We start from the raw sequence: 15,299 nt of genomic DNA on the forward strand, positions 1-15,299 counted from the left end.
GACTACGGTGAGCAACGGGTGTGCCTTCCCGACCGACGTTGGCGCGTCGGTCATGCTTGAGACTGGACATGATCATCGGGAAGGTACACCCCCTTCCCGACAGATCCACAGATTCCAAGCATTGCTCCTGGCGAACCTGGCGGTGGGGACTATTGACCAGGCGTTGCTGAGCGTCCTGCGGGGGCGCCACAACGTGCTGCGAATGCTCGGTCTGGCCGGGAAGGTGCTGGTCATCGATGAGGTGCATGCTTATGACGCGTACATGCAGGGCCTGCTGAAGGTGCTGCTGCAATGGCTGGGCTCGCTGAAGGTCCCAGTGGTGCTGTTGTCGGCGACCCTTCCGGTGGGTACAGGGCAGCGCCTGGCCAAGGCATACCTGGCCGGTGCCGGGTGTGAGGACGTGCAAGTGCCCGAGGTGACCTACCCGGGATGGTTGTACGTCAGCCCAAAGATGTCGGAGTCTATTCCGGTGCAGTCCCGTGAGCGCACACTGCACGTTGAGTCCCGTAACGTCCTGGTCGGCCCGGATCGGCGCCCTGACCGTACGGCGGTGTTACGTGAAGTTCTGGAGCCGCTGGTTCGTGAGGGCGGCTGCGCGGCGGTCATCTGCAACACCGTTGGCGAGGCGCAGCGTACTTACTTGGCGTTGAAGGCATGGCTCGACGAGCAGCGCGGTCCGTCTCCGGTGATCCGGCTGCTGCATTCGAGGTTCCCCGCGTACCGTCGGGAGGAAATCACCCAGGAGGCGGTTCGCTGGTTCGGAAAGGACGCCGGGGGCGCCAGGCCGACGGCGGCGATCCTGGTGGCTACTCAGGTGATCGAGCAGTCCTTGGATCTGGACTTCGATCTGGTCGTGAGCGACCTGGCTCCTATCGCCTTGTTGCTGCAGCGGGCGGGCCGGTGCCAGCGGCATCCGATGTTCGACCGCTGGAGGCCCGACTGGGCAGTGGAGGAGGAGACGGCGCAGGCGACCGGCAGAATGCGACTGGTGGTCCTAATACCGGTGGATGAGACCGGGGATTTGCGGATACCTGCCAGCTGGCCGTTCGTCTACCCGACTGCGCTGTTACGTCGGACGCGGACCGCTGTGGCTCACCTGCCCGGAGGGCAGGTGAACATTCCGGGCGACATCCAGCGTCTGGTGGACCAGGTCTACGACGAGACGTTCGGGGACGAGACCTCACCGATCACTGATGAGGATCTGGCCAGGCTCGCGGACGAGCAGACCAAGGACATGTATGCGCAGATGGCCGCCATTCCCGTGCCGAGCGATGTCGACGATTTGAGCCAGCTCACGGGCGACGATTTCGTAACCGAGTACTCCACCCGCCTCGGCGCTGACTCGGCTCGGGTCGTCTGCTGTACGCCCGGCGCCGACGGTCGGCTAATGCTCGGCGACCGGCTGCTCCCCCTGGAACCGAAGGGCCGGAAGGGCGAGCGCACGTGGTTCACCAAGGAGCAGGTCAGGCACGTGCTGATGAACACCATCCCGGTTCCGGGTGCCTGGCTGCGCGGGCAGTCGCCGGACCACACCACCTCTGAGGTCAGGAAGTCCTGGGAGCAGAGTGCGCACCTGCGAGATCTTGTGGTGGTCTCACTGCCTGATCAGCAGTCGCCTGGGGTGCTGGGCGAACGGGAGGTATGGCTGTCGCCAGAACTCGGCCTATCGGACTTCAAGCCCGAAACCTCGACGAATAGCTAGCGGGGTTAGCCGTCACGTGTCGTGAGCCACACCGCAGAACCGACTGAACTCCAGGCACCTCTCAATGAATGAGAAAACGAAAGGTCTATCCGTCATGCCTCCCCCCGGGATCTCGCGCTCGGCACCCCCTCCTCACGTGGCCGACACCTACGACCTGTTGGAACGCCGCTGGGTGCCGGTCCGAGAGGGTGAGGCGCGGCGGAAGGTCGGGTTGCGGGAGCTGTTTGAGCAGGCTCATGTTCTGACTGATATCGAGGCGTCGCCGCCGCCGGGGGCTTCCGCGCTGTGGCGGGTGTTGACGGTGATCGCTGCCCGTATGACGGGTCTTGATGACATGTCGTATGGGAGCGTCGCGTGGAATGACCGCCAGGCGGACGTCTTGGCGAAGGGCTGTTTCGACCAGAACGCGATCACGGAGTATTTCGGTCGGTACGCGGGACGGTTCGCCCTCTTTGATCCGATTCGCCCATGGCTGCAGGATCCACGTCTACGGGACCAGTGCAAGACGAGTTCGGGTGTGAACAAGCTGGTCATGTTCCGGCCCGCAGGCAACAACCAGGTGTGGTTCAACCATTCCACGTCGCTCAGTCCGCCCCCGCTGCAAGCGGATGAGGCGGTGTTCCACCTGCTGACCCAGCTCTACTACGGGCCGTCGGGACAGTGCACTCCTCGTACGGCCGGGGCGGTGTCGGGCGGCAACAGCAAAGCCGGGCCGTTGCGGCGGACGATCTCGTTCCACCCCGTTGGGAGCTCGGTTTTCGAGTCGCTGGTCGCAGGTATCCCGCCAGCGCACCAATATCGCTCCGGCGGTCTTGACCATGCGCCATGGGAGGTCGATGACCTGCCCGATCCCAGTAGGTGGGCACCTCGGCTCAGCGGTGTCGGCGGTGTGCTGACCGGCCGGTTTCAGCACGCGGTGCTGCTGCAGCCCTCCGCAGATGGCGAGTATGTGACAGATGCGTGGATCACCTGGGCTTGGCGTGATCAGGAGTTCCCCGCCAAAGATCCCTACCTGATCTACCAGCAGAACAAGGAAGGGACCGAGTACGCCCGGCAGGCGGACGCGAGTCGTGCCCTGTGGCGGGACTTTGACGCGCTCCTCATGGAGGACACGGGCGACAATCACGCGCGTCGGCCTGCTGTTCTGGCTGCTGTCGAAGACCTGCGGGGCATTCTGCTGCCCGTGCTGCGAGCCCGCGCGTACGGCTTTGACCAGGACGGCCAGACACGAGACAAAGAGTGGACGACTGCTATCACCCCGGCGACGCTGGCCCTGGCAGTCGAAGACGACGTGCCTTATCAGATCAGCACCATGCGCAAAACCGCCGAACTGCTTGAAGGGCAGCTTCGCTATGCGCTGCGCGAGGCCTGGCTAGCCATCAACGATCCGTCCAACGGCGAGGGCAAGGCGCAGCGCAGCAAAATCTCACCCGGCCCTTGGCCGGCGGATGGGTCCTTCCGGTACTGGCCCCGGGCGGAACGGCTGTTCTGGAAGCGAGTCCGGGAGCGCCGGTTCGACCAGCCATCAGCGGATTTCCGGCGGCTGGCGCTGGACGTCTACGACGAGGTGACCGACAGCACCACCGTGCCGCTCCCACCCCGTCTCAAACGCGCCGTCGAACTCAAACGCGGGCTGATCAACGGCCGCAAGCCGCGGCAAGGCGGAAATGGCCAAGGAGGCGATGTGACGTGATGTCGATTGAGACCGCGGACAAGTACGTGGCCCATGTCCGTAAGCAGGTCAAGGAGAACCCAGGTCGGCGCTCGGCGTTACGCCGGAGCCTGGGGCGGCCGGTAGAGGATGACCTGGCCCGCAAGGCCCACTCCGTGGTCGCTCCGTGGCTGCCGACCGACCGGCCCCCCCGGGCGGTGGAGCAGGCCTACTACTCGGTGGCGGCCCTGATCGCGGCACAGCCCCGCGGCCGCGCAGACCAGCACAGCACGGACACCGGAGCCGACCCGGGCCAGGAAACGGCTGCCGCCGTACTTCCCCTGACCGAGCAGGAACCGGCAGGCGAGCCTGAGGATGCAGACCAGCCCAAGAAGAAGACCGGGCGACAGACAACCAGCCTGGGGAGCACGCTCGGCCGGGCCGTCGTCGACAAGAAACTGACCGCCGACACAGTGGAGGCACGCCTGCACCTGCTGTGCCGTCAGAACGTGCCCGGTCTGCACCGCCATCTGCCCGGTCTGGTCCGCCGGCTGGCCACCGCGGAGGTCGAGCCTGACTGGGGACGCCTGCTGCGTGACCTCAGCCGCTGGGAGGGCGAACGCGGCCAGGTGACCAAGTGGTGGCTGCAGGACTTCTACCGGGCGATCAACAAGACCGAACACCCCGCCCCGACCGACGGGGACACCATTCCAGAAGGTGAGGACCAGTGACCACCCCCCGCTACCTCGACGTGCACGTCCTGCAGACCGTGCCGTTCGCGAACCTCAACCGCGACGACCTCGGCTCACCCAAGAGCCTGGTCTACGGCGGGGCCACCCGTACCCGGGTCTCCAGCCAATGCTGGAAGCGCGCCGTACGCCTGGACGTGGAACGCGCCATCGGCGACCCGGCGGTCCGTACCCGGCGGGTGCCCGCAGAGGTCGCCGAGCGTCTGCAGCGGCGCGGCTGGTCCCAGGAGGCCGCCCTGGCGGCGGGCGCGCAGGTGGCGCTGTCGGCCAACAAGAAGGAAGGCCTGAAACTGGAGGACAAGGGCGGGACATCGGTACTGCTGTACCTGCCTGAAGCGGCGCTGGACGCTCTGGCCGACCTGGCTGAGGAACACCGCGAGGCCATCGAGCAGACCGTGGGAGCCAAGAAGCCCAAGGCGGTACTGCCGACGGACAAGGTGGGCGAGTTGCTGTCGGAGCGCAACGGCGTGATTAACCTGTTCGGCCGGATGCTGGCCGAGCTGCCCGGCGCCGGCGTCGACGGCGTCGTACAGGTCGCTCACGCGTTCACCACGCACGAAGTCGCGCCTGAGATCGATTTCTTCACCGCGGTCGACGACTGCCTGCCCGCGGACGCAGTGGGCAGCGGGCACATGAACAGCGCCGAGTTCAGCGCCGGGGTGTTCTACCGGTACGCCAGCCTGGACCTGGTTGGCCTGCGGACCAACCTGGGCGAGGACGTCCAGATGGCCGAGGAGCTTACGCGGGCGTTCCTGGCGGCGTTCATCGCTTCACTGCCTACCGGCAAGCAGACCAGCTCGGCGGCCAACACCCTGCCCGACCTTGTGCACGTCGCGGTGCGCGCGGACCGGCCCATCTCCTACGCCGCCGCGTTCGAGGCCCCGATCCGCCCGGAGCGCGGTCTGGCCGCTCCATCTCGTGACCAGCTCAGTCGCCACGCCGAACGGCTGGAGAAGCTCTGGGGCACTGCGGGTGTCCTGCACTCCGCGTACGCCTGCATCGACGAGAAGCCGCTGAACGGGCTGGGCGACCCGGAGGACTCCTTCGCCGAACTGATCGCCGGAGCTGTGGGCGCGGCGTACCCGGGAGCCTCGCAGTGAGCGGTCTGGTGCTGCGTCTGGCCGGGCCATTGCAGTCCTGGGGGGAGCACAGCGTCTTCGCCCAGCGCGACACGCTGCGTTTCCCCACCCGGTCCGGCCTGATCGGTCTGCTCGCCTCCGCTGAGGGGATAGAGCGCGGCCAGCCGTTGGGCGGCTATGACCTGCTGCGCTTCACCGTACGGATCGATCGGCCCGGCGTGCGGATGGTCGACTTCCACACCATCGGCGGCGGACTGCCCAGGGGCGTACCTCGGCCGGACGGCACCCAGCGACCACGGGAAACCGCGACGATGGTCACCCGGCGTCAGTACCTCTCGGACGCGGCGTTCGCTGTGGCGGTCGAGGGGCCGGAAAAGAGGATCACAGAGATCGCTGAGGCGTTGCGGTGCCCTCGTTGGCAGCCGTACCTGGGACGACGGTCCTGCCCTCCGGACCAGCCGCTGCTGCTGCGCGCCTTCGCGGCCGATCCGGTGAACGAGTTGCGCACGCGTGTTCCGGTGGCGCGGCGGTTGCGCGAACGCGAGGCCCCCGAGGCCGAGTTCGTCACCGAAGGCGTCGCAGCGGCCGCCGAGGAGATCAGCGAACTGACTGACGTACCTGAGAACTTCAACCGCCACGACCGGAGGTACCGGACCCGCACCGTGAGCATCGCCACCCAGTTCCTGCCCCAGCACTTGTTCGTGACCGGAGAGAAGTTCTGGGGAGCCCTGCTCGCCTATGCGAAGGAGGAACAGTGACAGCCTGGCTGATACGTATCCTCCCCGACCTGCGCCGACGGGATGTCAATAGCGACCTGGCCGATCCTGACCGCCTGCACAAGCGGATGATGCAGCTGGTCCCCGACGAGCTGGGGACGAACGCACGGTCACAGGCCGGGGTGCTGTTCCGGATCGAGGACACCCGGCAGGGCGTTCAACTGCTGGCCCAGAGCCGGATGAAGCCCGACCTCGGACGCCTGCCCGACGGCTACGGCGAGATGGCCGTACGTGAACTGGACGGCCTGCTACGCCAGTTGACCACCGGCCTGCCGGTGCACTATCGCATCGCCGCCAACCCCTCCAAACGGCTTGGTCGGACCGCGAGCAAGGACGCCGGGAAGATCAAAGCCCTGTACGGCGCCGCAGCCGAAGAGTGGTGGGTGACCCGCGCCGCCGCCCACGGGCTTGCTGTCACCACTGTCACCTCACACTCCCTGCAGGAGATCCGCGCCAAGGGAACTGTGCGCCACGCTGTGGTCCGATTCGACGGGCACGGAACTGTGAGCGATCCGTACGCGCTTCGCGCTGCGGTCCTGAAGGGCATCGGCCGCGGCAAGACCTACGGCTGCGGCCTGCTCAGCCTCGCCCCGGCGGCCCTGCGGTGAAGCGACCGCCATCCGACGCCAAACGCCGTCTCGGACAGCCGACTTTGGCGATGCTGCCCCGCATCGCCGACTCGCTGTCGTTCTTGTACCTGGAGACCGTTCGCATCGTCCAGGACGACACCGGCGTGTGCGCTCAGGTCGACTCTCCGCGCGGTGTCGAACGGGTCTACCTGCCGACCGCGTCGCTGTCGTGCGCGCTGCTCGGCCCCGGCACCTCTATCACCCAGCCCGCGCTGGCCACCTTCGCCCGCCATGGCACCACCCTGGTCTGCGTCGGCGCGGGCGGTGTCCGGTCCTACGCAGGGATCCTGCCGGCACAGCTCACCACCGACTGGCTGGAACACCAAGCCCGTGCCTGGGCCGACGAAGGCGAACGTCTCCGGGTCGCGGTGCGGATGTACGAGCACCGCTTCGGCCCGGCCTCGGTTCCCGCCGGGACTTCCCTCGCTCAGTTACGCGGGCTGGAAGGGCAGCGGGTGAAGGCGCTGTATCGCCTGCTGGCCACCAAGCACGGCATCGCCCGGTTCCGTCGCAATTACGACCCCGCCGCCTGGGACGACCAAGATCCGGTCAACCTGGCTCTGTCGGCGTCCAACGCCGCCCTGTACGGCGTCGTGCACGCCGCCATCTGTGCACTGGGCTGTTCACCTGCCCTAGGTTTCATCCACGCCGGAACCCAGACCTCCTTCGTCTACGACATTGCCGACCTGTACAAAGCGAAGGTCACCATCCCGCTGGCATTCTCCTTGGCCGGCTCCACCCAGCCCGAACGCGAAGCCCGTGTCCGACTCCGCGAGGAGTTCCGACTGATCAAGCTCATGCCCACGATCGTCTCCGACATCCAGAAGGTCATCGCCCCCACGGCGGCAGCGCAACCACCTACCGCACAGACCGCCGACATCGTCCACCTGTGGGACCCCGACCTGGGCTCCCTGCCCGCAGGGGTCAACTACGCCGACGAGGCTGTCGGAGGAGCCGACATCCCGTGGTAACCGCCCCCCTGTCACCCCGGACCGCCCCTTTCACGCGCTCCGTGATGCTTAGGAGCGGCCCCCGCCAAGGAGCGTCACCATGGCTTCGATGATCGTCATCTCCACCACCGCCGTACCCGACCACGTCCGCGGCGCCCTCAGCCGCTGGCTCATCGAACCAACCCCCGGCCTGTACGTCGGCACTGTCTCTGCCCGCGTCCGAGACCACCTCTGGGCCGCCGTCGCAGGCTGCGTCGACGACGGCGCGGCCACCTGCCTTCACCCAGCCGACAACGAACAAGGCTTCATCGTCCGCACAGCCGGCCACCGCCGCCGCCAGATCAGCGACTTCGACGGCCTCCAACTGGTGCGCTTCCTCCCCGAACCCCCACCCGAGCAATGACGCTCCCGCCCTGCTGGCCTGAAACAGCACCTCTCGCAATCACCGACAAACTCCGACAAACCTATCTATGCAGGTCAACCGAATTTCCCCAGCTCAGAAAGTGTGGTCCCCACGCCCGTGGGGGTGAGCCGGCCGGTGTAGAGCTGGATGCCCTCGGTGTTGAGTGGTCCCCACGCCCGTGGGGGTGAGCCGCTTCCGCTCCTCCCTGATGTCCTTAAGGGTTTGTGGTCCCCACGCCCGTGGGGGTGAGCCGGCGAGCCAGCGGGTGGCCGTCTGCGCGAAGGCGTGGTCCCCACGCCCGTGGGGGTGAGCCGTACATGGGGCCGTTGGAGTCGGTGCCGCAGAAGTGGTCCCCACGCCCGTGGGGGTGAGCCGAGGGGATCATCCCGAAGCTTAGCCACAGCATCGTGGTCCCCACGCCCGTGGGGGTGAGCCGTAGCGTCATCTGGCCGCGAACCCAAGGGTTGAGTGGTCCCCACGCCCGTGGGGGTGAGCCGCCGGATTGGCAGGAGCACCACCGATGGAACCCGTGGTCCCCACGCCCGTGGGGGTGAGCCGCTCTACGGGGAGACCGCAGCCGCCAACCGCGCGTGGTCCCCACGCCCGTGGGGGTGAGCCGTCCGCCGAGCGGCTCGCCCCCATGCAGATGGCGTGGTCCCCACGCCCGTGGGGGTGAGCCGGGCGTCCCGGCCGGGATCGACATCCGAGGGACGTGGTCCCCACGCCCGTGGGGGTGAGCCGTTCCGCTGCCTCTCGATCGAGAGCTTCAGCACGTGGTCCCCACGCCCGTGGGGGTGAGCCGCTCGCGCGGCGGGCGGCCGGGATCGCCGACGGGTGGTCCCCACGCCCGTGGGGGTGAGCCGGTCCGCTCGGCCGAATCCGCTGGCGAGGTGGAGTGGTCCCCACGCCCGTGGGGGTGAGCCGGCGGTGCCCGCGGGAACCCGGGTGCCGGTGGTGTGGTCCCCACGCCCGTGGGGGTGAGCCGAACTGCGCGTCGGCTGGCTTCCGGGTGCGGCCGTGGTCCCCACGCCCGTGGGGGTGAGCCGATCACTGTGGGGCTGGTGGCGCGGCTGACCAGGTGGTTCCCCACGCCCGTGAGGGTGAGCCGAACAGCAACGCCAGGCCAGGCGGGTATTGCGAGTGGTCCCCACAGGTGATCGTCTGATGGTGGGGGTGCAGCGGAGAGTCCGCCGCACCTTCTACCAAGGTTCTGGGGATCGGGTGTCCCTTAGTCGGCAGGAAGGCGTTCAGCGTATGGCGAGGCGGAGATGGCGGTGGGCCGGCATTGTCGCGGGTGCTCTCCTGCTGTCCGCGGTTGTTGGGTATCAGAACTGTCCCGACTGCCAGCTGGCGGGCTGCCATTTCATCAACCCGGTGCAGCGGCACGTGCCTCTTCCGCCGGGAAACGCCGGTCCCGCCGAGGTCGTCGGTTCGGTGGGAAAGCAGCCTGCCGGCCGATCCTGGAGGATCGTGGGGTACGGCACGGGCGTGTAGTCCGAGGGCATGTCGGATCTCATCGGATCCGCTCGTAGTACGAGGGAAGGTCCCCCCAGGGGTTCGGCTGCCGGAACGTGGTGAGGAACCCCGTTCCCGCCAGCCGAGAGGCCGTGCGTTCGACGAAGCGACGAGCCCAGGCGGGTACCTCGTGCACCAGGTGGCAGAAGCTCGCTGGATTCCGGGCCCACGACGGCGGCCGTACGGAACGGTAGGAGGTCCAGGGCCCCTCGAAGGTCACCAGTAGATCTCCGAGGGAGGTGTAGTCGGGGTCGGGGTAGACGCCGGGGTTGAGGATCAGCCGGCCCTGTGGGCGTAACGCGGTGGTGGCGACTCGATAGTGCGATAAACGGTCGCCCCCGGAGGAGACCTGGTCGAGGAAGGTGCCGGAGGTGCCGTACCAGGAGCGGTAGCGCAATGCGTCCGCCACCAGTTCACGGACGGGGCGAGCGCCGTACGCGGTGTCGATGTAGCCCAGGACCTCGACACCGGCGGCGTGCAAGGGCTTGAGGACGTGGGCGAAGTCGGGGTCGCGGGTGGTGCCGGGGCCGCCCGCGATGTTGAGGATGATCGTGGAGGGTGGGCGGGCGGCCAGGCGGCGCCAGGCGGATTCCTGGGCGACGGGGTGGAAGTAGGCGGGGACGAGGGTGTTCATCAGGTCTGCCAGGCGTCGGCGAGGGTGGTGCGGAGGGGGATGGCCGGGCGCCAGGGCAGTGCCTGGGTGATGGCGGTGATGTCGGCGCAGGACCAAGGGAGGGTGGAGCCGCCTGCGGACGGGGTGGAGAGGACTCGGCCGGGCCATGCGGCCACCGAGATCATCGTGTCCACCAGTTCCTGTACGGGGACCGCGCGCCCGGTGCCCAGATTGAGCACCGGGGGCAGCGGACCGCGAGCCAGGGCGGCGGCCACGATGGCGGCCGCCGCGTCCCGGACGTCGATGAAGTCGCGTACGTCGGTGGTGACGCCGAGCAGGACCTCGTCGCCCGCGCGTAGCCCGGCGATCAGCCGCCCGGTGAGGCTGCCACCCGAAGCCCCGGGCCCTACCGGATTGAAGAGCCGGAGCACCACGGCATCCAGCCCGTCCAGGGCCGCCGCGCGGACCAGTGCGGTCCCGGCCAGCTTGGTCAGGCCATACTCGCCGAGCGGGCGGCACTCAGCGTCCTCCCGCACCGGTACGGCATGCGCCCCGTACTCGGCGGCCGACCCCACATGCACCAGACGGGCGTCCGGCACCACATCGGCCATGGCCCGCAGCAGCCGCGCGGGAGCGGTGACGTTCCCCGCCACCAGCGCGGCCGACTCCCCGTGCACCACCCCGGCGCAGTTGACCACCACCGACGGCTCCGCCTCCGCGAGCACCCGGCAGAGCGCGTCGTACGGCCCTGCGGCCAGGTCGACCACCCGGCAATGCGTGAGCTCCCGGCGCCGGGTGAGGATCAACTCCACCCCCGGCGCCCCCGCCAGCAGCTCGGCCACATGCCGTCCCACGAACCCGGACGCACCGGTCAGCAGCACCCGCGTCATTCACGCCCCTCGCAGCAGAGCCGGCCGGAGTACGTCGAACTCGGCGTTGGCCCGGTCGTAGTCGTCGGGCCGTCCGATGTCCAGCCAGTGCCCGTCGAAGTCGTACTGCGCGGGATGGCGGCCCTTGCGGAGCAGGTCCAGCACGAGTTCGTCGAAGCCGAGCGGCAACCCGGGCGAGTAGCCGTACAGGCACTGCTTGGAGAGGGCGTAGACGCCCATGCTGACCCGGTAGTCGATGGTCGGCTTCTCGGTGAACTCGACGATGCGGCCGTCGGCGGCGGTCAGGACGCCGAAGTCGATTTTGACCTCGCGGCGGTAGGTGGCGATGGTGAGCGGCGCCCGGCCCCGGATGTGGCCGCGGAGCAGGTCGCCGAAGTCGAGGTCGGTGAGGATGTCGCCGTTCATCACCAGGAACTGGGCGGGCAGGGTGTCGAGCATGGTGAGGAGCGGGCCCATGGTGCCGAGCGGGGCGGTTTCCAGGGCGTAGTCCACGCGCAGGCCCCACTGCGCGCCGTCGCCGACGTACGCCCGGATGAGATGCCCGAGATGTCCGATGGCCAGCGTGGCGGAGGTGAAGCCGCGTTCGGCGAGCTGGCGCATGATGATCTCCAGGATGGAGTACTGCTCGCCGATCGGCACCAGCGGCTTGGGCAGCGTGGTGGTGTACGGGCGGAGGCGGACCCCTTTGCCCCCGGCCAGGATCACTGCGTGCACGGAATCCGTCCTCACACGTGGTAGATGGTCGTCTTGTAACGGTCCAAGTTCTCCGGGAACCAGGCCGCGCACGCCTTCAGCCCGTCCTCAAGCGTGTGCGCGGGCGCCCAGCCGCGTTCCCGGAGTTTGGTGCTGTCGCAGACCAGGCGCATCACCTCCGAGTCGGCGGGGCGGAGCCGTTCGGCCTTGCAGGTGAACTCCACCTCGGCGCCCATGATCTCGGCGATCTTCGAGGCCAGCTCGCCGACGGAGATCTCGACTCCGGTCCCGGCGTTGAACAGTTCCCCTTCCACGCCTTGGGCGGTGCCCAGGTGGGCGAAGGCGGCGGCGGTGTCCTTGACGTACAGGAAGTCGCGAGTGGGGGTGAGCGCGCCGAGCTGGACCGAGCGTGCCCCGGCGGCGATCTGGCTGATGATCGTGGGGATCACGGCGCGGGCCGACTGGCGGGGGCCGAAGGTGTTGAACGGGCGGAGGGTGACGGCGGGCAACCCGAAGCTGAGGTGGTAGCTCTCCACCAGTTTGTCGGCGCCCAGCTTGGAGGCCGCGTACGGCGACTGCGCCTGCAACGGGTGCGATTCAGTGATCGGCACCGACAGGGCGGTCCCGTACGTCTCGCTGGTCGAGGTGTGGACGAGCCGCCCGACCGCGGCCTCCCGTACGGCCTCCAGCACGTTGAGCGTGCCCAGCACGTTGGTCTCCAGGTACGACCGGGGAGCCAGGTAGGAGTACGGGATGGCGATCAGCGCCGCCAGGTGGTAGACGACGTCGGCCCCGGCCACCAGCTTCCGTACGCTCGCCGGGTCGCGCACGTCCCCCGGCACCACCTCGACGCCGGCCATCACCTCCGCCGGCAGCGTGTCCAGCCACCCCCAGGACCCGAAGGAGTTGTACTGGGCCATCGCCCGGACCCGATACCCCCGCTCGACCAGCAGTTCGACCAGGTGGGAGCCGATGAACCCATCGGCCCCCGTCACAGCATGCGTTATCACGAGATGTCCTCTCTTCTTCTTATTGATGGAGTGAAGGGCGAGCAACCGAGCTCCACGCGACGGCCACGACCCCGACCAGCAGCCCCAGATCCACGCCGAGCTGGAGACGGGGCAGGTGCACCCGTACCGCCAGCGCGGCGGCGAACAGCACGAGCACCGGCCGGTTGATCCCGAAGGACTGGAGGACGAGCGCCACCAGCACCGCCCCGCCGAGCGCGAGGTTGCCCACCGGCGCCAGGGTCCCGGACACCCAGACGACCAGCGCGGTGAGCAGGGCCAGCACCCCCAGGTACCGCCCGAGCGCCGCCACCAGCGCGACCCGGACCCCACGGGCGAACCGCCGAGCCGTCTCGGTACGGCGCAGCAGCAGGTGACCGCCCCGCCGGAACCGGTACACCGCCCACTCGGCGGCCCCCATGCTCAACGAGAGCGGCACCATCACCAGCGCGCCGTCCTCCAGCGGGGCTCCGGCGGCCAGCAACCCCCCGCAGAGCGCCCCGAACAAAGCCGGAGCAACCGCCCCCGACAGGGGCAGCCGCCCGGGACGGGCCTTGGTCCTGCTCACCCACTCGGCCAGCACCAGCGCCTCAAGCACGGTCAGTGCCCCCGCCGCCCAGACCGCCCACACATGCGGCCAGCCCACGGCCAGGTACACCACGCTGAGCACACATCCGGGAACGAGCGCCGCCAGCAGCACCAGCTCCCCGCCCGCGACCAGGATCGCCCCAGCCGCCAGCAGGTAGACCACCTGCCCGGTCGCCAGCAGGACCGCCGCCAGGCTCGCGCCGGTCGCCCAGCCCGTCGCGGCGACCACCGGGACCAGCACCGCCAGCCCGATCCGCAGCCCGCGCCGCGCCACCGCCAGCCCCTCGTCCCGGTTCCCGTGCCCGATCGCGACGTACGCCAGGTACGCCGCCCCCTGCCCGTACGCCCAGGCCAGCAGCAACGAGACGAGTAGCACCAGGGTGGAGCCGGTGACCGCCTGGGCGGCGGTGACGTAACACAACCCCGGCAGCCCGAAGAGCACGCCGCGCACCGCATGCCGTACCGGATCGCCCGCCCAGGGATCGGGCAACGGCTCGGCCGGTTCGACCGGGCGGCGCGGCACGGTCCGGTAGAGCGCCTCGGCGTAGGCGAACACGTCCGGGTGCCCGTGGCTCGCGGCCCCCTCGTCGTTCAGGCCGTCGAACTCCAGCCCGGCCGCGATTTCCAGAGGATCGACGGCGTTGGCGCACAGCTCGGTGAGTTGGTCGTTCACGCCGTCACCACCCGGGGGTAGAGGGTGCGGAAGCTGTCCACGGCCTTGTCCACGGTGAACAGCCCGAGCGCCCGCTCCCGCGCCTGCGCGCCCAGCCGGGAGCGGAGCGCGCCGTCCTTGAGCAGGGTCAGGCAGGCCGCCGCCATCGCCCCGGGATCCCGCGGCGGCACCACCAGCCCGGTCCCCGCGACGGCCTCCCGTACCCCGCCGACGTCGGTGGCCACGGTCGCCCGCCCGGTCGCCATCGCCTCGATCAGCGTGTACGGAAACCCCTCCGAGATGCTCGACAACACGACCACATGCCCGGCCGTGTAGGCGTCCCGGATGTCGTCCACCCGTCCTTCGAAGCTGATCGGCAATCCCCCGGCCAGCTCCCTGCACCCCGCCAGGTACGCCTCCCGCCCCGCCGGTGTCCCCCCGAAGATCCGCAACCGGGCCTCGGGCAACTCTTCGTGCACCTGCCCGAAGGCCCGGATCAACGTCTCCAGATCCTTGATCGGATCGATCCGCCCGGCCCAGCTGAGCGTCGGCACCTCCGGCTCCCCCTCAGCCGGGGCGAACTGCCCGGGATCGACCCCGTTGTACACGGTCAGCAACCGCCCCGGATCGGCCCCGCAGCGCACCTCCCACCGGATGTTGTACTTGTTCCCCGGCGTGATCAGACTCGCCTCCAGGTACGCCGCCGAGCAGAGCATCCGCAGGAAACTCAGCAGCACCGCCTTCACCGGCCACCGGTACGGCGAGCGCCGCAATCCCAGATACCGCTCCCGCAGGTAGACCCCGTGCTCGGTGAGCACGAACGGCGTGCCCTCGATCCACTTGGCGGCCAGCGCCGGCAGCACCGCCAGCCCGTTGGCCACCACGTGGGTCACCTCCGCCCCGGTCGCCGGGAAGCGCAGCGGCCGGAGCGAGTGTTCGATCAGATCCACCGCCGTGACCGCGTCGTGCACGGTCGGCACCACGCCGATCGCCGCGTACTCCTCCCGCCGGGCCGCCCACACCTCCAGCAGGCAGCGCACCGCGGTGTCCCCGCAGAGCGGCGCGCCCAGGCGGAGCAGCTCGCGCAGCACCCCGGCGAACCGGGCCGCCGACCCCTGCCAGGGGTCCAGCATCAGGTCGAGCATCTCGCGGAACAGCTCCTCGAAACGGCGGCGGGCACGGCCCCGGGGCGGGCGGCCCGGTTGGGCGCCCCAGAGCGGGATGGGGGTGACGGTGGCGTTGGCGGGCAGGTCCCAGGCGAGCGATTCCCGGCCGGTGCCGACGATGGCGCGCAGGTCGAACCGGTACTCGGGCATGCCCCGGACCAGCTGGTCGCACCAGACGCTGACTCCGCCGTGGTGGTGCGGGTAGGTGCCCTCCGTCACCATGGTGACGCGCATGG

General features: G+C 69.2%; 14 protein-coding genes and 1 CRISPR repeat array. Of the genes, 8 read left to right on the top strand and 6 right to left on the bottom strand.

The features are described from left to right. From cas3 to cas2e, 8 genes are all read left to right on the top strand, one after another. On the top strand, positions 1-1,702 hold a 1,702-nt coding region (gene cas3, locus KIP79_RS35150; protein ID WP_214109293.1), incomplete at its 5' end, for a CRISPR-associated helicase Cas3'. A 136-nt stretch (positions 1,703-1,838) separates the two neighbouring features. Beyond that, the gene (casA, locus tag KIP79_RS35155; protein WP_214109294.1) at positions 1,839-3,395 is read left to right on the top strand and encodes a type I-E CRISPR-associated protein Cse1/CasA; all 1,557 of its coding nucleotides are present in this window, start codon (positions 1,839-1,841) and stop codon (positions 3,393-3,395) included. Further along, on the top strand, positions 3,395-4,084 hold the full coding sequence (gene casB, locus KIP79_RS35160) for a type I-E CRISPR-associated protein Cse2/CasB (protein WP_214109295.1): 690 nt from the start codon (positions 3,395-3,397) through the stop codon (positions 4,082-4,084). Before casA ends, casB begins: the two co-directional genes overlap by 1 nt. Continuing rightward, entirely contained in the window at positions 4,081-5,202 is a 1,122-nt protein-coding gene (gene cas7e / locus KIP79_RS35165) for a type I-E CRISPR-associated protein Cas7/Cse4/CasC (protein WP_214109296.1), read from the top strand. Before casB ends, cas7e begins: the two co-directional genes overlap by 4 nt. After that, positions 5,199-5,939: a type I-E CRISPR-associated protein Cas5/CasD gene (gene cas5e / locus KIP79_RS35170; protein ID WP_214109297.1), complete on the top strand. Its 741-nt coding sequence runs from the start codon at positions 5,199-5,201 to the stop codon at positions 5,937-5,939. The genes cas7e and cas5e overlap by 4 nt, the downstream gene beginning before the upstream one ends. Further along, positions 5,936-6,565 carry a type I-E CRISPR-associated protein Cas6/Cse3/CasE gene (gene cas6e, locus KIP79_RS35175; protein ID WP_214109298.1) on the top strand — a complete coding sequence of 210 codons (630 nt, stop codon included), beginning with the start codon at positions 5,936-5,938 and terminating at the stop codon, positions 6,563-6,565. Before cas5e ends, cas6e begins: the two co-directional genes overlap by 4 nt. 50 nt (positions 6,566-6,615) lie before the next feature. Continuing rightward, a complete protein-coding gene (cas1e, locus tag KIP79_RS35180) occupies positions 6,616-7,557 on the top strand; it encodes a type I-E CRISPR-associated endonuclease Cas1e (protein ID WP_214109299.1) in 942 nt (313 codons plus the stop codon). A 79-nt stretch (positions 7,558-7,636) separates the two neighbouring features. Beyond that, positions 7,637-7,939: a type I-E CRISPR-associated endoribonuclease Cas2e gene (cas2e, locus tag KIP79_RS35185; RefSeq protein WP_214109300.1), complete on the top strand. Its 303-nt coding sequence runs from the start codon at positions 7,637-7,639 to the stop codon at positions 7,937-7,939. A 102-nt stretch (positions 7,940-8,041) separates the two neighbouring features. After that, a CRISPR array of direct repeats spans positions 8,042-9,047; the repeat unit is 29 nt; unit sequence GTGGTCCCCACGCCCGTGGGGGTGAGCCG. A gap of 405 nt (positions 9,048-9,452) precedes the next feature. Here cas2e and KIP79_RS35190 read toward each other — a convergent pair. The 6 genes from KIP79_RS35190 to pelF are packed head-to-tail and all read right to left on the bottom strand — an operon-like array spanning position 9,453 to position 15,297. Continuing rightward, entirely contained in the window at positions 9,453-10,088 is a 636-nt protein-coding gene (locus KIP79_RS35190) for a spherulation-specific family 4 protein (protein ID WP_214109301.1), read from the bottom strand. Further along, positions 10,088-10,957 (bottom strand): NAD-dependent epimerase/dehydratase family protein, encoded by an 870-nt coding sequence (locus KIP79_RS35195; RefSeq protein ID WP_214109302.1) that lies wholly within the window; start codon positions 10,955-10,957, stop codon positions 10,088-10,090. Before KIP79_RS35195 ends, KIP79_RS35190 begins: the two co-directional genes overlap by 1 nt. Continuing rightward, positions 10,958-11,671, bottom strand: coding sequence for a sugar phosphate nucleotidyltransferase (locus KIP79_RS35200; RefSeq protein ID WP_214109303.1), 714 nt, complete (start codon positions 11,669-11,671; stop codon positions 10,958-10,960). A gap of 11 nt (positions 11,672-11,682) precedes the next feature. Next, on the bottom strand, positions 11,683-12,645 hold the full coding sequence (locus tag KIP79_RS35205; protein WP_308170052.1) for an SDR family NAD(P)-dependent oxidoreductase: 963 nt from the start codon (positions 12,643-12,645) through the stop codon (positions 11,683-11,685). Positions 12,646-12,679: 34 nt separating this feature from the next. After that, positions 12,680-13,918, bottom strand: coding sequence for a hypothetical protein (locus KIP79_RS35210; protein ID WP_214109304.1), 1,239 nt, complete (start codon positions 13,916-13,918; stop codon positions 12,680-12,682). Further along, entirely contained in the window at positions 13,915-15,297 is a 1,383-nt protein-coding gene (gene pelF, locus KIP79_RS35215) for a GT4 family glycosyltransferase PelF (protein ID WP_214109305.1), read from the bottom strand. Before pelF ends, KIP79_RS35210 begins: the two co-directional genes overlap by 4 nt. Positions 15,298-15,299: the final 2 nt, after the last annotated feature.

The organism is Acrocarpospora catenulata (assembly GCF_018476525.1).
GTDB lineage: Bacteria > Actinomycetota > Actinomycetes > Streptosporangiales > Streptosporangiaceae > Acrocarpospora > Acrocarpospora catenulata.